A 19,887-nucleotide genomic window follows, 5' to 3' on the forward strand; every position below is an offset into this window, starting at 1 on the left:
TCAAACTTAGGGAGTTGTCCCAATTTCCCCTCCCCCAGCGCCAACCACCGTCTAAGCTTCAAGCAAGTCCGATCAATCTGCGTGAATGGATCAGTGACTATGGGCGCTTTGTGGCAAACCGATTCGAGTAAACCTGTGGTCCCGACTGAGCGTATGGAAGAAGCGCCTTTACCCCAAGAAAAACGCCGCGTCCGACATGGTTGGCGAGCTTTCTGGTTGTTGCTGCTGATTATCGTGGTGGTGGTCGGCCTGGCGGCCGCCAAGGAGATGCGCACTTCAAGGTTCCAGGCCAGTGAACTGAGCCGGTACGCCGGATCCTTGAGCTATTCGGTGCAGCCAGGCCCCAGCGATGCCATCGTCTATCCCGGCGACGGACCGTTCGACCGGCGGTTGGGCTACAGCGCCCTGGGGGAGTTCCTGCCGCGGTTGCTCAAGCGCAATTACGTGATCCAGGCCCAGGCGCGGTTTTCGCCGGCGTTGATGGACTATGTCGACAAAGGGCTGTTCGTCCCCTACCCGGAAAAGATCCAGGCCGGCCTGACCATCACCGATTGCCGCGCAGCACCGCTGTATCAGTTCAAGTACCCGCAACAGTTGTATGCGAGTTTCGACGCCATCCCGCCGGTGGTGGTACAGAGCCTGCTGTTCATCGAGAACCGCTTCCTGCTCGATCCCCGCTACCCCGAGGCCAACCCGGCAGTGGACTGGCCGCGCTTCGGCATGGCGGCGTGGTCGCAGGTGGCCAAGTTGTTGAGCTTGCCGGGGCAATCGGCCGGGGGCAGCACGCTGGCGACCCAACTGGAGAAATACCGCCATTCCCCCGATGGCCTCACCGTTTCGGGCGCGGAGAAGATCCGCCAGATGATTTCCGCCAGTGTGCGTGCCTATCAGTCCGGCCCGCAAACCCTCGAGGCGCGGCAACGGATCATCCGCGACTACCTCAACAGCGTGCCGCTCTCCGCCGTTCCGGGTCATGGTGAAGTACACGGCATGGCAGAAGGCTTGCGGGTCTGGTACGGCGCCGATTTCAAACGGGCCAACGAACGGTTGTTCAGCGACGCCACCGACCCTCGGAGCCTGGCCGAAAAGGGCTTGGCCCTGCGGGAGATGCTGTCGTTGATGATCGCCCAGCGGCGCCCTTCCCATTACCTGTCCAAGGGCCGCGACGAGCTGACGCGCCTGACCGACAGCCACCTCCGGCTGCTGGCGCAGAACGGAGTGATCGACGCGGCCCTGGCCGAGGCCGCCCTGGCCAGCAAGGTCAGTTATCGCGACTGGGTCCAGGACCCGACGATCCAGCCCATCGAATCCAATAAAGGCATCAGCGCCGCCCGCAGTCGCCTCGCCACGCTGCTCAACCGTCCACTGTACGACCTCGATCGCCTGGACCTCTCGGCCACCAGCACGTTGCAAAGCGATCTGCAGGCCCAGGCCACCGACTACCTCAAGCGCCTGGCCGACCCGGCCTTCGCGGCCGAGATCGGCCTGATGGGCGAACGCCTGTTGACCCCCACCAGCACCACCCAGGTGCGCTACAGCTTCACCCTGCTGGAGCTGACCCCGGACGGCTCGCGGGTGCGGGTGCAGACCGACAGTACCGACCAGCCCTTCGATATCAACGAAGGCAGCAAGCTCGAACTGGGCTCCACCGCCAAGCTGCGGGTGCTCACCACCTACCTGCAGATCATCGCCGAACTGCACGAACGTTATGCCGGACAATCCCCGGCGCAGTTGAAGAAAACCGAGATCGCCGAGCAGGACCGCCTGTCCCGCTGGGCCGTCGACTACCTGATCCAGAACAGCGACCGCAACCTGCCGAAAATGCTCGAGGCGGCATTGGACCGGACCTATTCCGCCAGCCCCGGCGAGGCGTTCTTCACCGGCGGCGGCCTGCATACCTTCCACAACTTCCGCAGCGAAGACAACGGCCGCAACCCCACCTTGCGCGACTCCCTGCGCGAATCGATCAACCTGCCGTTCATTCGCCTGATGCGCGACCTGGTGCGCTACGCGACCTACGCCGGCCCCAGCAACAGCGCCGAGCTGCTCAAGGACGACAGGGATCCGCGTCGCCAGGAATATCTGGCCCAGTTCGCCGACCGCGAAGGCACCTCGTTCCTGCTCAAGTTCTGGAAGAAGTACCAGAAGAAGGACACCAGCCAGCGCCTCGAAACCTTCCTCGACAGCATGCACCCCACCGCGATCCGTCTGGCTGCCGTGCACCGCTACTTCTTTCCCAACGACAGCCAGGAGAGCTTCAACCGCTTCGTGCGCTCGCACCTGAAATCGGCCAAGAGCGCCGAGAAACTCACCGACGAACGCCTGGAGCGGCTTTACCAGAGCTACGGTCCCGGCGCCTACGACCTGCCGGACCAGGGCTTCATCGCCAAGGTGCATCCCCTGGACCTGTGGTTGATGGGTTATCTGCTCAACAACCCGGACGCCAAGTTCAGCCAGATCGTCAAGGCCAGCGAGTTCGAACGCCAGGAGGTCTACAGCTGGCTGTTCAAGAGCCGACACAAGAGCGCCCGGGACAGTCGCATCCGTACCATGCTGGAGATCGAAGCCTTCCTGGATATCCACCAGCGCTGGCAGAAAGTCGGCTACCCGTTCGACCATCTCGTACCGTCGCTGGCCACCGCCATCGGCAGTTCCGGCGACCGCCCCGCCGCGCTGGCGGAGCTGGTGGGCACCATCCTCAACGACGGGGTCCGGCTGCCGGCGCTGCGGGTCGACAGCCTGCACTTCGCCGCCAACACCCCCTATGAAACCCAGTTGGTCAATGACCCGGACAACGGCAAGCAGGTGATGCCCGTGGAGGTGGCGCGGGCGTTGCGCGGGGCATTGTCCCAGGTGGTCGATGCCGGCACCGCGAAGCGGGTGGCCGGGAGTTTCAAACTGGCCGATGGCACGCCATTGCAGATGGGCGGCAAGACCGGCACCGGCGACAACCGCATCGAGGCCGTCGGCGCCGGCGGACGGGTCATCAGTTCCAAGTCCATCAACCGCACCGCCACCTTCGTGTTCTACATCGGCGACAGCCATTTCGGCACGCTCACCGCCTACGTTCCGGGCGCCTCGGCGCAGAACTTCAAATTCACTTCGGCCCTGCCGGTGCAGGTTCTCAAGGGCATGGCGCCCATACTCTCCCCTTACCTGCAACCCGGCACCCATACCCAATGCCAGCCGTTGGTGGCTCGTCGGTAAGGATCACCGCCGTGGAATCGAGGGTGTGCACAACGTCGTTTGAATAACCGGCAGTATCGGACGAAAGGGCTACACCTCCGAATCCCAGATCACTGTCACCGTGCCACCGTACTGCTTGGCATCCCCTGTCAGCATTTGCCCGACCTGGTCGCGGCCGACTTCGAAATGCAGGATGCCCGGCTTGCGATCGATGAAGATCCCCGGCTGGAACAGCTCCGTGCCGCTGCCGTCAAGATAGAGCCGACGGCGGTTGACCGGTTGGCCGGCAGCGTCGGTCAGGCCGCTGGGCAGGGTCACACTGATATTGACCGGCACCAGAAGTCCGGAGCTGGGCGCCCAGAGCATGCAGGTGTTGTCGCTGGCGTCGGCGAACTGACAATGCAGGTTCATCTTGAAACGCGACGAGGCCCAGAGATGAAAAGTCTGGTCACGAAACAGCCGTGTCGGTTTCTGCCCGTGGTTCAACCAGGCCTGCCAGCCTCCCTGGGGTTCCAGCACGACCTTGTTCCCGCCGGGAGGCACTTCGACCCTGAGCGTGTGCTCGACCTCCAGCTGGAAATTGAGCGTCAGCAAGGAGTCATTCGCGACCATGACATCGCCGAAATCAAAGTCCCCGCCCGGCCCGATGGAATAAGACATCGTGCCGGTGTAGCGACCAGCGGACATCTTCAAGGGATTGGGGGTACGCAACTCGTAGGAGAAGCTGACCTGGTCATAACGAAACGAAGGGATCAGGTATCTGGCTTGTTTTGCGCATACACCGGTTTGGGGGAAATGCCAGAAAAACGAATAGGTCACCGCGGATACCCCCGCCCCGAGGCCTGAACTGCGACACGGCGAAGGGGCCTCGTTCCAGGCGCTCCCCCAGAGCAAGCCGTGCGCGACGTTCACATTTGGCACCCCCGTCAGAGCAGTGACATCCAGATCCCGATACTGCGCACCGATGCCTGCCACGCGCATTTCCACGACGCTGCTTTCTCCGGTGATGGCGTGGGTCACTGTAACCGTGCGCCATTGAGCCGGTACCTTGAACATCGCGCCTTGGCGAATGGAGGCGTGGTTGTCCTGGATGGGACCTGAGGCGTTGACATCAATGGGGAAAAAAACGCTGGAGATACCCAAGGCGTTGCATTGCGCAGCATGGAGGAAGCAATAGCCCCCCAGCGGCGTGGTGTTGGTGAACGTGTTCTCCCTGGGCTTCAAAGGGTCGGGCCGGAAACTTGCGCTGATGTCCATGGTCACTGCGCTTGCCGTCGACATGCCGGCCAGCAGCAGGGCAAGAATCGTGGCGACGCGACACAACGAACGCCCGCGTCCGATGGTGTTTGAAGGGCTCATACTCTCTCCGATTAATAGCTACGGGGCCACCGCGTCGAACACCATGTGCACGGTGCCGTGGTAGTTGCCGGGGGCATAATCCTCATCCGTCCTGACGGCGGAAATCTCCAGGCCAACGCGGCGCCCGGGCCGGGCCTCGGCGGCCGAAACCACCCGATTCGAATCGAGGCTCAATTCAACGTTATTGAACAAGACATGCAGGTCGATGCGATCACGGCCGTTGGACAAATACGCCTGCTCGGCCAGGCGGGCATCGATGGCGCCGTTGGCGTTCTTGACTTCGTAGTTGGCCCGTAACGGCAAGAGCCCGGAGGTCAGGGTGTTGAACTGCATCGGCTGCTCGCGCTCGACCAGTTGCGGGTCTACCGGCAGGACGTGAAAGTCGACGGTCGGCAGGGTGACGAGAACTTCGAATATTTCCCGCTCCACGGCTCCCCATGCCGGGAGAGCCGGGAGTGTGAGGATGCTGAACAGCAAGGAGCGGACCAGTGTCTTGAACATGATGGATACCTTTGGCGTCAGCGACGGCAAGTCGTCAGCCTTTGATTTCGACGGCTTTCTTCCCTGGGCCTTCGATCAGGTCGAAACGGTATTCACGCCCCGGCTCCTTATCGAATGCAAAGGTACGACCGGCCATGACGTGGTGCTTTGTCGTCGGCCTGCAATCGTTTTCTTTTTTCGCGGCACAATCCTTGAACTCATCGATCACCACCACGCTGTTACCGTTGTTGCGCACTTGGTAGCGTGCGGCGCTGTCGTCGATGACCGTCTCGAAACGGGTGTCCCTGGGTCTTACGAAAAACACCGTGCCGAAACCGGCCAGCACTTTCACTCCGGCTGCGATGCGCTCCTTCTTGTAGTCCTCGCGTTCCTCGGCGCTGATCGCGAACTCGTCCTCGGCCTCCGGCACCACCGGCACGAAGCGAATCCGGAAGTAGCGTTCCTTGTCGCGATCGCCCATGAACAGCAAGCGAGTGCCCTGCACGCCATTGGCCGGCACGATCAGGCGCGCGGGACTCGCCATCAGGCCATTCCTGGTCATGGCGTCGACCTGGTCCTGCAGCGGCACCTCCTGGTAGCTGCCATCCTCGGCGTAGAGAATTTCCATGATCTCGACCTTCACGAACGCCGTGGATGTACCGCCGTTGAAAACCCTTTTCATGTAGGTGCTTTTGTTGCCGTCAAGGTAGTCGTAGACCACGCCGACGTTAATCTGCGGCCCGGCCTGGACCGTCATGGAAAACAGCGAAAAACCACACAAAGCCAATAAGCGTTTCATTGCCAAACCTCATGGATCGAAGACAGTCGATGACGACCGTTTCAGGGAATACGTTTTGAAGGTGGAAATCAGGCTCAACCCGCCGTCTGGCGCACAGGATCGTTGCCGGCCAGTGTGTCCGGCGTGCAACGCAGATCGCCGATCATCAATACATCGCCCTCGCGGCTGGCGCTGTCCGGGTCGAGTCGGAACTGGCAAAGCAAGTCGTTGCCGTAGCGCACCTCCAGCGTCGGCGAGCTTGCGTTCATCTCCATGGAGAAAAATCCGTCCACTTCGCTGACGCCGCGGCTGGCGTGATTGATGACGTGATGGCCCTTGAGCGGCTTGCCCTGTTCATCCAACAGGCGCCCCAGAACGGTGACCGTTCTGATGACACTCACCTTGCGGTAGTCCACGCCGCCCTTGTTCAAGTGGTAGCGGGTGCGCGCAGGGGAGATGCTGGCCGCCGGCGGATGGATACCGTCGAAGTCGAACGTCACCATGCTGTTCTGGTAGGCGCTGGTGGCCACGAAGTTGCGCCCGGGACGCAGGGTGGTGGTGCCGCCGGTCAGGTCGTCGGCAAGCAGGACGATATTGTCCAGGTCTGTCTCCACATCGACGATCATGCCCGCGCCGCCGCTCTGCGGCAGGCCGGAGAAGGCGACCTTCCCGCCGCCCACGGCCACCGTACTGCTCAGGTTCAAGCCGCCGGTGAGGTTGTCGTTGTAGGAAGAACGCTGGATGAAGCCGTCGCCATACAACCCATCGGTTTCGAAACTGGCAAGGCCTGACAGCCCCATGCCGTAGGTATCGGCCAGGGCCGTGGCGGAAACACTTTGCAGTACGTGATCCTCAAGATCCCGGCGATAGGTCAGCGAGGCATTATTGTCCCGGTCGCCGTCGCGGGAGGTCCGCGTGCCGATGCTGCCGGTCCAGTACTCCCCCGGCCCGCCCAGCGCGACATTGACACTCAGGTCCAGGCCACGATTGCGGCGCTCGGCGGTACTTGACGTGCCTGGGCGGTCGAACACCGACAATCGCCAATTGGCGTCGCTGCCACCCAGCTTGCCACGCTGATTCCAACCCAGGTCCAGGCCGGTGCCCTGGACGTTACCCTCGCTATAGAACAATCGTCCGTTGACGGATGCCTTGTTGCTCAACCGATGGTTGATCGACAGCGACGAATTGCTGGTATGGCCGACGAACACGTTGCGCTGGCGCACGCGAGTGCCGTCGGGCAGGATCTCGTAGGTGTTGCGGGTGTCCAGCCAACTGCGGTTATGACTGGCCACCACGCTGCCCAGGCCATAGCTGTAGAGCCCTTGCAGGTCCATCCCGGTGCCGTATTTTTCGGTCTGGTAGACGTTGGCGAACAGACTCGCGCTGCTGGCCAATGTCCAGTCCACCGAGGTGCCGTACTGCAATTTGTCCTGCACCTGTCGCGTGGAAAGTCCCAGTACCACCCGAGGGTGCGCCAGGTAATTGAGGCCGAAACCGGCGGTGGTGAAACCGCTCGGTTGGTCATCCCAGTTGCTCAACAGTCTGCTTTCACGGCCGGCGAACAGGTTATAGCGCCAGCGATCGTCGGCACTGCGCCAATTGTTGGGTTTGTAGACCAGCTCCTGGGTGGTGGCGGTGGTCTGTCCGTCCTCGATCAGCCGCACCTCCACTTCATAGATGCCGCCGGGCAGTGGCCGGGTGTCCAGGCTCTGCAAGCCGGCGCTGACGGCCTGGGTATTGATCAACAGGCCGTTGCGGTAGATCTCTACCGCGGCCTGACGGCTGGCGGTGACATAGATCGGGTACACGCTGGGCTTGGGATTATTGATGAGCAGGCTGTCGGAGCTGCCATACATGACCCCCAGCGCGGTGTCCGGATTGGCCCCGAACGAGCGGATCTGCCGGTTCAGGCCATCGGATCCTGGCATGAAGTAACCCAGGCGAAAGAACGTGTCTTCCATTTCGCGCTGGGTAAAAAGTTCATGGACGGCGTGATAGAGCTTGTCATCCGGCCCGCCAAGGCGGGAGAGCTGCAAGTCGAACGACTGGCTCCAGTTGCCCAGGCTGGAACTGGCGTTGAGGCCATAACGCCCCCCCGTGTCCTGTTCCTGGCCGCCATTGAGGTTGAGTTGGTTGTTGAAGATAAGGCCAAGGCTGCCGTCTTGCGGCAGGTCGTGATAACGCTTTTGCGCGGTGCCGCGTTCGACACTCTGGGTCAGAATCGACACCAGCGAATGTTCGAGGCTGTAGTGCACCGCCAGAAGCCCCGAGGTGCATTGGGCTTCACAAGCCCCCAGGGGACGCCCCGCCTTGAGCAGGTGCTCCCATTGCCCACGGTCGGCTGCCGAGATCGGGCTGTCCTGGGTGTCGGTGAATTCCAGCAGGGTTATGCGATCGTCCCGCGTCAACACCACCATGGCTTCGCCGAGGTACTGTTGATCGAGTTCTATACGAACCGCCAGTGGCACATCGAAAAAGTGGGTTTCAAACTCCTCCGGTAGCCCCTTGGCCTGGGACAACAGACTTCTGGGTGTCGTACCGGGGGCCGCCGGCGCAGCCAATGCACTCGCGCACAGCATCAGCGCGAGGGCACCCGCGATGGGTGTCTTCGGAAACATCAACGGATTCTCATATCAGCTAGCTAACGGACGTTCCAGGTACAGGCCGGCCGGATGGCCGACCTGTGTCTATGCCCGCGGGAAGAGAAGAGACTCATCGGGCGTCGAAGGGCTTACGGACGCGGCACCGCGTCGAAGATCACGGTGAAGTCGGCAGTGTATTGGCCTACCTGACTCTCCAGAGGGACGGTGGAAGCCATGATGAGCATGTCGGCCTGGGTACCTGGTGTGGACGCTGCGTCACTGACGACTTCCTGGGGGAACTCGGTCAGGGTGACGTTGTTGAACCGAGTAAGCAGGGGAATGGAATCCGTACCATTGGTCAGCGAAGCCTGGCCACCCAACAGATAGGCATGGACCGAACCATCGGTGTTCTTCACGTCGAAGGTCTGGCGCACGGAACTCAGGGTGTTGGTCACAGGGTTGTAATTCATGACCTCATCCTTACCGAAGTCCGGATCGCGCGGCAGCACATGGAACTGCTTGGTGGGAATGGTTGCGCTGATATGGATGGAGGAGCGTGCATCGTCGAGGGCAAACGCCTGCGAAGAACCCAGGGCCACGGCGACCAGGGCAGTACCGGATACGAATTGTTTGAGCATGTTTGTCACACCTGTTCTTTGCATAAAGAGAAGGGTTGAAGTTGCAGCCCGATGAAGACCGGGGCTACCCCACAACGCCGGAGCATGATCGTCGCTCTTTAATTAAAAATAAGCAGGCAAATTCCCACAGATGCGTAGTAAAACCAGCATCCATAACAAAGAAAAAGACTCGTGTTTTTATAAAACACAAGTTTGGATGTAAGAAACTACCCACACCCGCATCCCTTGCCGCCCGGCGGTTCCAGCACTGCTGAAAGATCAGGCAATTATGCTGCCCGTAGGCATGAGGTAATCAGCTAAGGTTCTAGCGAACTCAACTAGCGAACCCAGCTCGAGAGACATCTTAGTTCCGCGATATATCTAACGTCAAAAGATATATCTTGAAATTAAGACATATCTCGACCTCAACTTATTTATAACGGAGAACAGATATATGCCAGCCTCCCATCTTCATTCCGATTGCAGCGGCTACCCACGGCACCCGGCTAGCCGTGGACGCGGTGGTCGTGGCCCACGCATCTTCGCCGCCGGTGACCTGCGATTGCTGTTGCTGGCCTTGATCGCCGAGCAGGCTTGCCACGGCTATGACTTGATCCGCCAGATCGAAAACATGTTCGAAGGAGCCTATAGCCCCAGCCCCGGTGTGATCTACCCGACCCTGACCGCGCTTGAGGTGAGCGCAATGATCCAGGGCGACAACGATGGCGGAAAAAAACGCTACAGCGTGACCGACGCCGGACGTCTATTGCTTGAGGAACAATCCACGGCGCTGGAAGGCGTACGGATGCGCATCGAAGCGGGCAAACGCTCCTTGCGTGGCCATGAGCGCCCCCCGGAAATCCACGAAGCGGTGTATAACTTGCGTCATGCGCTGTACCAGCATCATGGCCACTGGAGCCCGGAAGAAACCATGCGAGTACGCGACCTGCTCAACGCCACCGCCCAAGCCATCATCGACGGCCCCGGTCGTCCACCCGTTGCGGAAACAAGCCAATGACAGAGACCGATCCAAACATCATTCACCGTGTCAGCCACGAAATCAGGCGACGACGCCTGCAAGTATTGCGGGTGATGGACCTCACCCCACGCATGCGCCGCATCACGGTCGGCGGACCGGAGCTGGCCGGGTTCGTCAGCCTGGGCACGGACGACCACGTGAAGGTGTTCTTCCCGCAGAGCGCCGAAGAGCGGGCCGCCCTGGACACCTTCGACCCCAGTGCCGGCAAGGCCCAAGGGCCGATGCCCGAAATGCGCGACTACACCCCGCGCCGCTATGACCTGGACACCCTGGAACTGGACCTCGACTTCGTGCTTCACGGCGACGGCCCCGCCTCGACCTGGGCAGCCCAGGCAATGCCGGGACAGTTCCTGGACATCGCCGGGCCGCGAGGCTCGATGATCGTACCGGACATCTTCGACAGCTATCTGCTGGTGGGCGACGAAACCGCCCTGCCCGCCATCGCCCGCCGCCTCGAAGGCCTGGCGCCGAACCGGCGGGCCCTGGTAGTGGTGGAAGTTGCCAACGGTGCCGAACAACAGGTGCTCCAGAGCCCGGCGCAGGTCCATGTGATCTGGGTACTGCGCGAAGGCCGCCAGAACACCCTGCTGACCACCGTGCGCCAACTGCAGATGCCCCCTGGCAAGCTCTACGCCTGGGTCGCGACCGAAAGCAAAGTATCGCGGCAGATTCGCAAGGTGTTGCTGGAGGAGAAAGGGTTGGACCAGGACTTCGTGAAGGCTGTGGGGTACTGGAAGGCGCAGGGGAGCGAGGAGGAATGAAGCGCGTCCAGCTCTCACTGGTATTGCTGAGGGCCCATCTTTCGTCGAGCCATGACTGATCGTCCCCCCACGCTGCGCGTGGGAACGATCAATCCCAGTGCGCTCTATCAGCTAAGATGATCGAACCTTCCACCCGGTACCCCGCTCCATGCTCTTCCTGATCGCCTACATCGCCAGCGTCGTGCTGATCAACTTCGCGTTTTCCGCCGCGCCACACCTGGACATCATCTGGTCGGCGTGGGGCGGGCTGGTGTTTATCCTGCGGGACATGGTGCAGACCCGCTTCGGCCATGGCGCCATCGTGGCGATGCTGGCGGCCCTGGTGTTGTCCTACGTGACCTCGGATCCGACCATCGCCCTGGCCAGTGCCACCGCGTTTGCCGTGTCCGAGTGCATCGACTGGCTGGTGTTCACCATCACCCGGCGTCCGTTGCATGATCGCCTGTGGATCAGCTCGGCACTGAGCATCCCCTTGGACACTTTCATTTTCTTCGGTTTGATCGACGCCCTGACACCGGGTGTGGTCATCACCGCCCTGGCCTCGAAATTCGCCGGGGTCACCGCCGTCTGGCTGATCATGGCCTGGCGTTTACGCCGGCAAGCAGTGGCCAGTTGAAGCCAAACCCCGCGGTTCATGTAAAATGCCGCGTTTTCTCTCCATGGGAAGCTCGCAAGGCGCGCAACCCTCGATGATCCGCTCCTGTTTGAGGACCTTCAGATGACCCGTATCGGAACTCCATTGTCGCCCACCGCGACCCGCGTTTTGTTGTGTGGCAGCGGTGAGCTGGGCAAGGAAGTGGTGATCGAACTGCAGCGCCTGGGCGTCGAGGTGATTGCCGTGGACCGCTACGCCAACGCGCCGGCCATGCAAGTGGCCCACCGCAGCCATGTGATCAACATGCTCGACGGTGCCGCCCTGCGTGCCGTGATCGAGGCCGAGAAGCCGCATTTCATCGTGCCGGAAATCGAAGCCATCGCCACCGCCACCCTGGTGGAACTGGAAGCCGAAGGCTTCACCGTGATCCCCACCGCCCGCGCCGCGCAACTGACCATGAACCGCGAAGGCATCCGGCGCCTGGCCGCCGAAGAGCTGGGCCTGCCGACTTCGCCTTATTTCTTCGCCGACACCGTGGAAGATTACCGCAAGGCCGTCCAGACCCTGGGTTTCCCATGCGTGGTCAAGCCGGTCATGAGTTCCTCGGGCAAGGGCCAGAGCCTGCTGCGCAGCGTCGATGACGTGCAGAAGGCCTGGGACTACGCCCAGGAAGGTGGCCGCGCCGGCAAGGGCCGGGTCATCATCGAGGGCTTTATCGATTTCGACTACGAGATCACCCTGCTCACCGTGCGTCATGTCGGCGGCACCACGTTCTGCGCGCCGGTCGGCCATCGGCAGGAGAAAGGCGACTATCAGGAATCCTGGCAGCCCCAGGCCATGAGCCCGGTGGCCCTGGCCGAATCCGAGCGTGTCGCCAAGGCGGTGACCGAGGCCCTGGGCGGTCGCGGGCTGTTTGGCGTCGAGCTGTTCATCAAGGGTGACCAGGTGTGGTTCAGCGAAGTATCGCCCCGCCCCCACGACACCGGCCTGGTGACCCTGATTTCCCAGGACCTGTCGCAATTCGCCCTGCACGCCCGGGCCATCCTCGGCCTGCCGATCCCGCTGATCCGTCAGTTCGGTCCATCGGCTTCGGCAGTGCTGCTGGTGGAAGGCCAGTCGACCCAGACCGCTTTCGCCAACCTTGGCGCCGCCCTGAGCGAACCGGACACCGCCCTGCGCCTGTTCGGCAAGCCGGAAGTCAACGGTCAGCGCCGCCTGGGCGTGGCCCTGGCCCGCGACGAATCCATCGAAGCGGCCCGCGCCAAGGCGACCCGGGCTTCACAGGCGGTTAAGATCGAGTTGTAAAACCGGGCGGGGTACAGTCCCCTGTGGTGAGGAGATTTCTTGCCACAACAGACAAGCTCAAAAAAAGGCGACACCCGCAAAGGTGTCGCCTTTTTCATGAACGCCGGTGCCGCTTAGTCCGGCAGTTTGTAGGCAATCACATAGTCACCCTGCTTGGTCCCCAGGGAACCGTGGCCGCCGGCGACGACCAGCACGTACTGCTTGCCGTCCTTGCCGGTATAGGTCATCGGCGTGGTCTGGGCGCCAGCCGGCAGGCGGCCTTCCCACAGTTGCTTGCCGTTCTTCACGTCGTAGGCACGCAGGTACTGGTCGAGGGTACCGCTGAGGAACGCCAGGCCACTGGCGGTGGTGAAAGTGCCGCCCAGACTCGGTACGCCCATGCTCAGCGGAATCGGTACCGGCGAGCTGTCGCGCACGGTGCCGTTCTTGTGTTTCCACAGGGTCTTGTTGTTGGTCAGGTCGACCGCCGCCACATACCCCCAGGCCGGCGCCTGGCACGGCAGGCCCATCGGCGAGAGCAGCGCTTCGAGGATCACGCCGTAGGGCGCCCCCTTGTTCGGCTGCACGCCTTCGGTTTCGCTCTTGCGACCCGGACCGCCGGCCACTTCCGCCGCCGGTACCAGCTTGGACTTGAACGCCATGTAGCTGGGGTTGACGAACGCGATCTGGCGCACCGGATCCACCGAGATACCGCCCCAGTCGAATACGCCGAAATTGCCCGGGTAGACGATGGAGCCCTGCAGCGATGGCGGCGTGAACATGCCCTCATAGCGCAGCGACTTGAAGTCGATGCGGCAGAGCATCTGGTCGAAGGGGGTCACGCCCCACATGTCGCTTTCCTTGAGGACCGGCGGCACGAAGTTCAGGTCGGACATCGGTTGGGTCGGCGAGGTGTAGTCACCTTCCACCGCGCCTTGGGGGACCGGGATCTCCTTGATCGGCACGATCGGCTGGCCGTTGCTGCGGTCCAGCACATAGATGCTGCCCTGCTTGGTCGAAGCCAGTACGGCCGGCTTCACGCCGTCGGCAGTCTTGAGGTCCATCAAGGTCGGTTGGCCGCCCACGTCCATGTCCCACAGGTCGTGGTGGGTGAACTGGAAGTACCAGCGGACCTTGCCGGTGGCGATGTCCAGCGCGGTCAGGCCTGCGGCATATTTTTCCGATTCAGGGGTACGCATGCCACCGAACTGATCGGGGGTCTGGTTGCCCATCGGCAGGTACAGCATGCCGAGCTTTTCATCGACGCTGAACATGGACCACATGTTCGGCGAGTTGCGGGTGTAGACCTGGCCTTCGGCGATCGGCGTGGTGTCGTCCGGCTTGCCGCTGTCCCAGTTCCACACCAGCTTGCCGGTGTGCACGTCGTAGGCGCGGATCACACCGCTAGGCTCGTCGATGGAGACGTTGTCGGTCACGTGGCCACCGATCACCACCAGGTTCTGGGTGACCGCCGGTGGCGAAGTGGAATAGTAGCCGCCAGCCGTGAAGCTGCCGATGTTGGCGGTCAGGTCGACCTGGCCCTTGTCGCCGAAGTCTTCGCACATCTTGCCGGTGTCGGCGTTCAGGGCGATCAGGCGGGTATCGGCGGTCGGCAGGAAGATCCGCCGTGGGCAGACCGTGCTCGCCGGCGTGGTGCTGGCAGTGCCGGTGGGGCTCTGTTCGGCAGAAGCGTAGACTGCGTCATCGTGATAGGTCACGCCACGGCAGGTCATGTGGGCCCAGCCCTTGAAATTCTCCGCCTTCTGGGTGGAAAGCTTCGGATCGAAACGCCAGATCTCCTTGCCGGTCTCCGGCTCCAGCGCGATCACCTGGCTGTGAGGCGTGCAGACATAGAGCATGCCGTTGGCTTTCAGCGGGGTGTTTTCGGCGGTGGTCTCGCCCGGATCGTTCGGCCCTGGCAGGTCGCCCGTGCGATAGGTCCAGGCCGGTACCAGTTTGCTGACGTTTTGCGGGGTGATCTGTGCCAGCGGCGAATAACGGTCGCCATGGGCGCTGCGGCCATAGGAGTTCCAGTCGCCGTCCGGCATCGCCGGTGCGGTGTTGGTCATGCCCGGCACCGCATCGCGGTCCAGCTGGCCCTTGATCTCGCCCGGGTTGGTAAACTGGCTGGCGAGTGCCGCGACACCGGCGATGACCACGGCGGCACCCAGGGCGCGGGTGCCCATGTTCGATGCCTCGGCGCTCAGCAATGGACGGCGGAACCACGGCAGCAACAGGACGATGCCCAAGGCAAACAGCATCGCCAGGCGCGGCACCAGTTGCCACCAGTCCAGGCCCACTTCCCACAAGGCCCAGACGGTGCTGGCGAACAACACCAATGCGTAAAGGCCCAGGGCCGCACGACGAGCCATGATCAACAGCACACCCGTCAGGGCCAGGCCGATACCGGCCAGCAGGTAATACAGCGAGCCGCCCAGCATGCTCAGCTTGACACCGCCGGCCAACAGGGCCAGGCCCATCAATAGAAGCAGAATGCCGAGCAGGCTCGGTAGCAGACGGCTTCGACTCAAAGCACCCTCAGTGCTCATAGTGTGATTCTCCGTGAGGTTTTAAAGAGTCCCGCGCAAGTTGTCACTTTAGATGACGATCTTGAAGGGGCATGGTTCAGTTGAAAAAGGCAAATTCGGTTGACGCGGCCCCTGTGGGAGCGAGCTTTCTGGCGATGGCTGCGTGTCAGCCGACTTCAATGCTGGGTGTGCAATCGCTATCGCGAGCCTGGTCGCTCCCACAGAAATCGGCTCGTCACGCAGATTGAGACAGCGCTGTCTTTCAAAGTCTGAACATTGAACATAGTGCAAGCGTTCTTGGGTCCGGATACAGAAGTGAGCTGAAGGCAATGGCTCTGGCACGCCAGAAGAAGCGTTTCAGCAGGCGGCGCAAGGATAATGTCCTGTTACCAATAGAGAAAGATCTTTTATTGACATGGATCCTTTCGATTCCGGTAACAGTGTGCCCCACTCAAGACGCATCTATGCTTCCCCCTCGAGGGGCACCTCGGCTAAGGTGCGCGGCTTTACATCTTCACGGTAAAAGGCCTCCCATGACCGAACCCAACAACAACCCGCTGCACGGCGTGACGCTGGAGCAGATCCTCAATGCGCTGGTTCAGCACTACGAATGGTCGGGATTGGCCGAACGCATTGACATTCGCTGCTTCAAGAGCGACCCGAGCATCAAGTCGAGCCTGACCTTCCTGCGCAAGACCCCTTGGGCACGCGAGAAAGTCGAGCGCTTGTACATCAAGCTGATGCGCACCAAGCGGCCCGTCTGAGCCGTGGACATCGATAACGCCTTGCGCCGACGCCTGGTGTCGCTGGCGGCATTGCTCGGTTGGCTGGGGTTGAGCATCCAGCTCTACCTGATCCTGCTCGGTCGCTGGAGCCTCGGCGCGAGCCTGCTGGGCGGCCTGGTGAATTTCTTCAGCTTCTTCACGGTACTGACCAACACCCTGGTGGCGGTGGTACTGACCTGGGAAGTGACCCCGCGCGAATCAGCGGTGCGGCGCTGGTTCCTGCTACCCAGCGTAAGCAGCGGTATCGCCGTGAGCATCGCCCTGGTCAGCCTGGCCTACAACCTGCTGCTACGCCATCTGTGGCAACCCGAAGGCTGGCAGTTCGTGGCCGACGAACTGCTGCACGACGTGATGCCGCTGCTGTACGTCGCCTATTGGTGGCTTTGCGTTCCCAAGGGCACCTTGCGCCTCAGGCACATCGGGCTATGGATAGCCTATCCCCTGGTGTATTTCGCCTATGTCCTGCTAAGGGGCAACCTGCTGGCGGCGTACCCCTACCCTTTCATCGACGTGTCGAACCTGGGCTATCCACAAGTGTTCCTCAATGCCGGAGGGATCTTGGCAGGATTCGTCGGCATCGCGCTGGGTGTGGTGGGGCTGGACCGGTGGGCAGGCCGACCTTCCAGGTAACGGGCCCGCCCTACTTCGGATATGTCTTCGGATCGGGTCAGGAGCTGGTCGGCAACGCCCACACCAGTCCATTGGCCTTGGCCCGCTCATGACACAGCGCCAGGACATGACGCCGTTCATCGTTGTCCATTTTTCTCCAGCGAGTGATTTCCGACACCGTGCGCTGGCAACCGGTGCAGATGTCATGGTCGTCCAACGAGCAGATGTTCACACAGGGTGACGGCACCGGGCGTTCGGGGGTGTTCATTGTTCCTGCTCCTTCAGGTCACGGGCGTAACGCTGCGCGTTGTGGACGTAATGCGCGGCGCTGGCTTCCAGCATTTTCTTCTGGGCTTCGGTCAATTCCCTGACGACCTTGCCGGGTGAGCCCATCACCAGCGAACCGTCGGGAATCTCCTTGTTTTCACCGATCAGCGCGTTGGCGCCGATGATGCAGTTCCTGCCGATCTTCGCGCCATTGAGGATCACCGCATTGATGCCAATGAGGCTGTAGTCCCCCACCGTGCAGCCGTGCAGCATGGCGTTATGACCGATGGTCACGCCGGTGCCGATGGTCAGCGGGAACCCCATGTCGGTGTGCATCACCGTGCCGTCCTGCACGTTACTGTCCTTGCCCACCAGGATCAGTTCATTGTCTCCACGCAGTACCGCATTGAACCAGACACTGGCGCCTTCTTCGAGGCGGACCTTGCCCACCAGCGTGGCATTGGGCGCAACCCAGCTCTGTGGGTGGATTTCGACGCGGGCATCGCCCAGGCGATATTTCATGAATCTCCTCGCAGGCCGTTCTTTTAGTTATTGAGGAAGCTTCTGGGCGGTTTGTGCAGGTCTATGCCCGCATCGAACAACAGGTTCACCAGCTCGACGATCATGATCGCCGTCAGGCCCCAGATTTTATATTCGCCAAAACGATAGCTGGGAACGTACCAACTGCAACCCTGATAATCGATGCGGTGAGTGTGCTCGCGGGGGTCCTTGCGGAAAAACTCCAGGGGCACGCTGAACACCGCGGCGATCTCGGCATCGTTGGCCTGGTACTCGACATAATCGGGGATCACCCCCACATAAGGCGTCACCTTGATGCCGTGCAACGAAATCAGCGGGCTGAGGGGGCCGATCACTTCCACCAGGCCGGGGGGCAGGCCGATTTCCTCTTCAGCCTCGCGCAGGGCGGTGAAGATCAGGTCGGGATCTTCCGGGTCGCGGCGCCCGCCGGGGAACGCCACTTCGCCGCCATGGGTCGACAGGCCGCTGGCGCGCAAGGTCAAAAGCAGTTCAGGTTCATCACTGCGAGTGATCGGCACCAGCACCGCGGCTTCAGGAAAACGTCGGTCGACCTCCAGTTCGCGCGGGGTGTGGTTGCTTACTCGATGCAGTAGCTCGTCCAGCATGAGACTTCTCGATTTATTCGCTACCTTGCATCATGCACCAATCATCCAGGCGGCCCAAGCCCTGCACCGCGTCGTGTCGCGAAACGACAACTTGCCGCACCGGCCCACGCACGCCAAGATAGGCGCAGCATCCAGGAATCCAAGCATGAAATTCTGCAGCCAGTGCGGTAATCCGGTGACCCAGCGCATACCCGAAGGCGACTCGCGCCTGCGTTTCGTTTGCGACACTTGCCACACCATTCATTACCAGAACCCCAACATCGTGGCCGGTTGCGTACCGACCTGGGGCAGCAAGGTGCTGCTGTGCCGGCGCGCCATCGAGCCGCGGCGCGGTTACTGGACACTGCCGGCGGGCTTCATGGAGAACGGCGAGACGGTCGAACAGGCCGCCGTGCGCGAAACCGCCGAGGAGGCCTGCGCCCGGGTACGAAATCTGAGCATCTATACGCTGATTGACGTACCGCATATCAGCCAGGTACATGTATTCTTCCGCGCCGAACTGGTGGACCAGGATTTCGCCGCAGGGCCCGAGAGCCTGGAAGTGAAACTGTTCGAAGAAGCGGATATTCCCTGGGATGAACTGGCCTTCCGCACAGTAGGCCGTACCCTGGAATACTTCTATGCTGACCGGCAAGCCGAGGACTATCCGGTGCGATCCGAATCGATCCCGCCGCTGGCCCAGCCTGCCAACACATAACATCCAAATAGCTGCGACACCTCAAGGGATATCGTTTCAATGCGCTGGTTGCTTGTCCTGTTCTGCCTGTCGTTCACCGCTGTGTCCCAGGCCTCCGCGGTGGGAACCTATAACGGCAAGGTCATCGAAAAAGTGCTGGTGCTCAAGTCCGCCCATCAATTGCAATTGATCAACGACGGCAAGCCGCTCAAGACCTATCGCATCTCCCTGGGCAAGGGCGCCAAGAAAGGCCCCAAGCTGATCGAAGGCGACAAACGCACCCCCGAGGGTTTCTATTGGATCGACTGGCGCAAGACCAGCGAACGCTTCTACCTGTCCATGCACATTTCCTACCCCAACATCAGCGACGCCGCCCGCGCCCGCCGCGAAGGCGTGGAACCGGGAGGCATGATCATGATCCACGGCACGCCTGATTCGGAGGAAAACCCTGAACAGCTGTTCCACACCCTGGACTGGACCGATGGCTGCATTGCCATGCGCAATGTGGACATGCGCGAAGTCTGGAACCTGGTGCCGGATGGGACGATGATCGAGATTCGTCCTTGAAGGGTGGAAAGACAAGGCTGAGCTTATGGTTAGAGCTCCTAAGAATCACCAGGAGAACTTTAAAAGTCCATGAGCGCGAACTCTCACCATTAGCGCGGGCTTTGAGCTTGTATTCCTTGATGGACGTTTCTAAGTCCTCAAACTTCCAGATCCCATGGATATCAGTGTAGGTTCTTGCAAACTCTTTGGGACCCTCCCCATCGAACAGCAAAACTTGACTGTCTATGGGAGCATAGCCCTGCACAAATATCTTTTTAGCCGTTGTTGTTCCACCGTCTGGAATGTAAGGCACCTGAGTCCGTACTCCAACCCACACAATTGCTATAGGGGGCAATTTCTCTGTGGTCATGATGGTTCTCCTCGTTAAGTGACATAGGGAGACCCAATTCAGCAGCGTTACTAACACTTTGGCTACTGTCAGAGATGACAGTTCGCAGTTGGTTTTCGACTATTGGTAGTCAGGCCAGAAAAGCGTGGGGCCGCTGCGCGCGCCAACGGAAACAAGCTCCCTCACCACAGGGGACGGTGACGATCTCAAATCGTCCGGGCTTGTTGCCCTGTGATTTTTCGGACGGTCAAACCCGGTCGCTGAATTGGCAGCGACACCCAAGGCTAGAGCCCCCACTTCC

The 19,887-nt window shown here is 61.2% G+C and carries 18 protein-coding genes; 9 read left to right on the plus strand and 9 right to left on the minus strand.

Going from position 1 to position 19,887, the window contains the following annotated elements; genetic code table 11:
* Positions 1-99 precede the first annotated feature (99 nt).
* Entirely contained in the window at positions 100-3,207 is a 3,108-nt protein-coding gene (locus tag AC1M7R_RS05700) for a transglycosylase domain-containing protein (RefSeq protein WP_092180428.1), read from the plus strand.
* A 69-nt stretch (positions 3,208-3,276) separates the two neighbouring features.
* Here AC1M7R_RS05700 and AC1M7R_RS05705 read toward each other — a convergent pair whose 3' ends face one another.
* The 5 genes from AC1M7R_RS05705 to AC1M7R_RS05725 all read right to left on the minus strand — a co-directional run bounded on the left by AC1M7R_RS05705 (position 3,277) and on the right by AC1M7R_RS05725 (position 9,023).
* Positions 3,277-4,545: a hypothetical protein gene (locus AC1M7R_RS05705; RefSeq protein ID WP_371128596.1), complete on the minus strand. Its 1,269-nt coding sequence runs from the start codon at positions 4,543-4,545 to the stop codon at positions 3,277-3,279.
* A gap of 18 nt (positions 4,546-4,563) precedes the next feature.
* Entirely contained in the window at positions 4,564-5,046 is a 483-nt protein-coding gene (locus AC1M7R_RS05710) for a CS1 type fimbrial major subunit (protein ID WP_072395324.1), read from the minus strand.
* A 34-nt stretch (positions 5,047-5,080) separates the two neighbouring features.
* The gene (locus AC1M7R_RS05715) at positions 5,081-5,824 is read right to left on the minus strand and encodes a pilus assembly protein (protein WP_072432111.1); all 744 of its coding nucleotides are present in this window, start codon (positions 5,822-5,824) and stop codon (positions 5,081-5,083) included.
* A 74-nt stretch (positions 5,825-5,898) separates the two neighbouring features.
* Positions 5,899-8,421: a TcfC E-set like domain-containing protein gene (locus AC1M7R_RS05720; RefSeq protein WP_490610292.1), complete on the minus strand. Its 2,523-nt coding sequence runs from the start codon at positions 8,419-8,421 to the stop codon at positions 5,899-5,901.
* Between the two features lie 113 nt (positions 8,422-8,534).
* Positions 8,535-9,023 (minus strand): CS1 type fimbrial major subunit, encoded by a 489-nt coding sequence (locus AC1M7R_RS05725; RefSeq protein WP_072395331.1) that lies wholly within the window; start codon positions 9,021-9,023, stop codon positions 8,535-8,537.
* A 433-nt stretch (positions 9,024-9,456) separates the two neighbouring features.
* Between AC1M7R_RS05725 and AC1M7R_RS05730 the strand changes: the two genes are divergently transcribed.
* The 4 genes from AC1M7R_RS05730 to purT all read left to right on the plus strand — a co-directional run bounded on the left by AC1M7R_RS05730 (position 9,457) and on the right by purT (position 12,702).
* Positions 9,457-10,020 (plus strand): PadR family transcriptional regulator, encoded by a 564-nt coding sequence (locus tag AC1M7R_RS05730; RefSeq protein WP_072432109.1) that lies wholly within the window; start codon positions 9,457-9,459, stop codon positions 10,018-10,020.
* Complete coding sequence (locus AC1M7R_RS05735; RefSeq protein ID WP_072432108.1) at positions 10,017-10,802, plus strand: siderophore-interacting protein; 786 nt, start codon at positions 10,017-10,019, stop codon at positions 10,800-10,802. Before AC1M7R_RS05730 ends, AC1M7R_RS05735 begins: the two co-directional genes overlap by 4 nt.
* Positions 10,803-10,950: 148 nt before the next feature.
* Positions 10,951-11,418 carry a preQ0 transporter gene (locus AC1M7R_RS05740; protein ID WP_072395355.1) on the plus strand — a complete coding sequence of 156 codons (468 nt, stop codon included), beginning with the start codon at positions 10,951-10,953 and terminating at the stop codon, positions 11,416-11,418.
* A gap of 102 nt (positions 11,419-11,520) precedes the next feature.
* Positions 11,521-12,702, plus strand: coding sequence for a formate-dependent phosphoribosylglycinamide formyltransferase (gene purT / locus AC1M7R_RS05745; RefSeq protein WP_072432107.1), 1,182 nt, complete (start codon positions 11,521-11,523; stop codon positions 12,700-12,702).
* Between the two features lie 113 nt (positions 12,703-12,815).
* On the opposite strand, the gene AC1M7R_RS05750 is transcribed toward purT, so the two are convergent.
* Entirely contained in the window at positions 12,816-15,230 is a 2,415-nt protein-coding gene (locus tag AC1M7R_RS05750) for a glucose/quinate/shikimate family membrane-bound PQQ-dependent dehydrogenase (RefSeq protein ID WP_072459650.1), read from the minus strand.
* 512 nt (positions 15,231-15,742) lie between these two features.
* Here AC1M7R_RS05750 and AC1M7R_RS05755 point away from each other — a divergent pair.
* Together AC1M7R_RS05755 and AC1M7R_RS05760 are read left to right on the plus strand one after the other, a co-directional pair.
* Complete coding sequence (locus AC1M7R_RS05755) at positions 15,743-15,973, plus strand: VF530 family protein (RefSeq protein ID WP_003205228.1); 231 nt, start codon at positions 15,743-15,745, stop codon at positions 15,971-15,973.
* 9 nt (positions 15,974-15,982) lie between these two features.
* Complete coding sequence (locus AC1M7R_RS05760) at positions 15,983-16,624, plus strand: Pr6Pr family membrane protein (protein WP_143151635.1); 642 nt, start codon at positions 15,983-15,985, stop codon at positions 16,622-16,624.
* 37 nt (positions 16,625-16,661) lie between these two features.
* On the opposite strand, the gene AC1M7R_RS05765 is transcribed toward AC1M7R_RS05760, so the two are convergent.
* Genes AC1M7R_RS05765 through AC1M7R_RS05775 form a run of 3 tightly spaced genes read right to left on the minus strand, consistent with a single transcriptional unit; the run spans position 16,662 to position 18,015 of the window.
* A complete protein-coding gene (locus AC1M7R_RS05765) occupies positions 16,662-16,871 on the minus strand; it encodes a DUF1289 domain-containing protein (RefSeq protein WP_072395363.1) in 210 nt (69 codons plus the stop codon).
* Positions 16,868-17,392, minus strand: a complete 525-nt coding sequence (locus AC1M7R_RS05770; RefSeq protein ID WP_072395365.1) for a gamma carbonic anhydrase family protein — start codon at positions 17,390-17,392, stop codon at positions 16,868-16,870. Before AC1M7R_RS05770 ends, AC1M7R_RS05765 begins: the two co-directional genes overlap by 4 nt.
* Positions 17,393-17,415: 23 nt before the next feature.
* Positions 17,416-18,015 carry a CoA pyrophosphatase gene (locus AC1M7R_RS05775; protein WP_072395367.1) on the minus strand — a complete coding sequence of 200 codons (600 nt, stop codon included), beginning with the start codon at positions 18,013-18,015 and terminating at the stop codon, positions 17,416-17,418.
* Between the two features lie 145 nt (positions 18,016-18,160).
* Here AC1M7R_RS05775 and AC1M7R_RS05780 point away from each other — a divergent pair, with 145 nt between their 5' ends.
* Together AC1M7R_RS05780 and AC1M7R_RS05785 are read left to right on the plus strand one after the other, a co-directional pair.
* Entirely contained in the window at positions 18,161-18,712 is a 552-nt protein-coding gene (locus AC1M7R_RS05780) for an NUDIX hydrolase (protein ID WP_072395388.1), read from the plus strand.
* Positions 18,713-18,751: 39 nt separating this feature from the next.
* Complete coding sequence (locus AC1M7R_RS05785; protein WP_072395390.1) at positions 18,752-19,258, plus strand: L,D-transpeptidase family protein; 507 nt, start codon at positions 18,752-18,754, stop codon at positions 19,256-19,258.
* Positions 19,259-19,887: the final 629 nt, after the last annotated feature.

The sequence above is a fragment of the Pseudomonas sp. MS01C9 genome (genome assembly GCF_058202755.1).

Bases quoted from the DNA above. Each gene is read 5' to 3' on its own strand.
- AC1M7R_RS05720 (WP_490610292.1), bottom strand. From the start codon at position 8,421: ATGTTTCCGAAGACACCCATCGCGGGTGCCCTCGCGCTGATGCTGTGC.
- AC1M7R_RS05770 (WP_072395365.1), bottom strand. From the start codon at position 17,392: ATGAAATATCGCCTGGGCGATGCCCGCGTCGAAATCCACCCACAGAGC.
- AC1M7R_RS05785 (WP_072395390.1), top strand. From the start codon at position 18,752: ATGCGCTGGTTGCTTGTCCTGTTCTGCCTGTCGTTCACCGCTGTGTCC.
- AC1M7R_RS05755 (WP_003205228.1), top strand. From the start codon at position 15,743: ATGACCGAACCCAACAACAACCCGCTGCACGGCGTGACGCTGGAGCAG.
- purT (WP_072432107.1), top strand. From the start codon at position 11,521: ATGACCCGTATCGGAACTCCATTGTCGCCCACCGCGACCCGCGTTTTG.
- AC1M7R_RS05740 (WP_072395355.1), top strand. From the start codon at position 10,951: ATGCTCTTCCTGATCGCCTACATCGCCAGCGTCGTGCTGATCAACTTC.
- AC1M7R_RS05735 (WP_072432108.1), top strand. From the start codon at position 10,017: ATGACAGAGACCGATCCAAACATCATTCACCGTGTCAGCCACGAAATC.
- AC1M7R_RS05750 (WP_072459650.1), bottom strand. From the start codon at position 15,230: ATGAGCACTGAGGGTGCTTTGAGTCGAAGCCGTCTGCTACCGAGCCTG.
- AC1M7R_RS05780 (WP_072395388.1), top strand. From the start codon at position 18,161: ATGAAATTCTGCAGCCAGTGCGGTAATCCGGTGACCCAGCGCATACCC.
- AC1M7R_RS05730 (WP_072432109.1), top strand. From the start codon at position 9,457: ATGCCAGCCTCCCATCTTCATTCCGATTGCAGCGGCTACCCACGGCAC.
- AC1M7R_RS05710 (WP_072395324.1), bottom strand. From the start codon at position 5,046: ATGTTCAAGACACTGGTCCGCTCCTTGCTGTTCAGCATCCTCACACTC.
- AC1M7R_RS05725 (WP_072395331.1), bottom strand. From the start codon at position 9,023: ATGCTCAAACAATTCGTATCCGGTACTGCCCTGGTCGCCGTGGCCCTG.
- AC1M7R_RS05775 (WP_072395367.1), bottom strand. From the start codon at position 18,015: ATGCTGGACGAGCTACTGCATCGAGTAAGCAACCACACCCCGCGCGAA.
- AC1M7R_RS05700 (WP_092180428.1), top strand. From the start codon at position 100: ATGGGCGCTTTGTGGCAAACCGATTCGAGTAAACCTGTGGTCCCGACT.
- AC1M7R_RS05705 (WP_371128596.1), bottom strand. From the start codon at position 4,545: ATGAGCCCTTCAAACACCATCGGACGCGGGCGTTCGTTGTGTCGCGTC.
- AC1M7R_RS05765 (WP_072395363.1), bottom strand. From the start codon at position 16,871: ATGAACACCCCCGAACGCCCGGTGCCGTCACCCTGTGTGAACATCTGC.
- AC1M7R_RS05715 (WP_072432111.1), bottom strand. From the start codon at position 5,824: ATGAAACGCTTATTGGCTTTGTGTGGTTTTTCGCTGTTTTCCATGACG.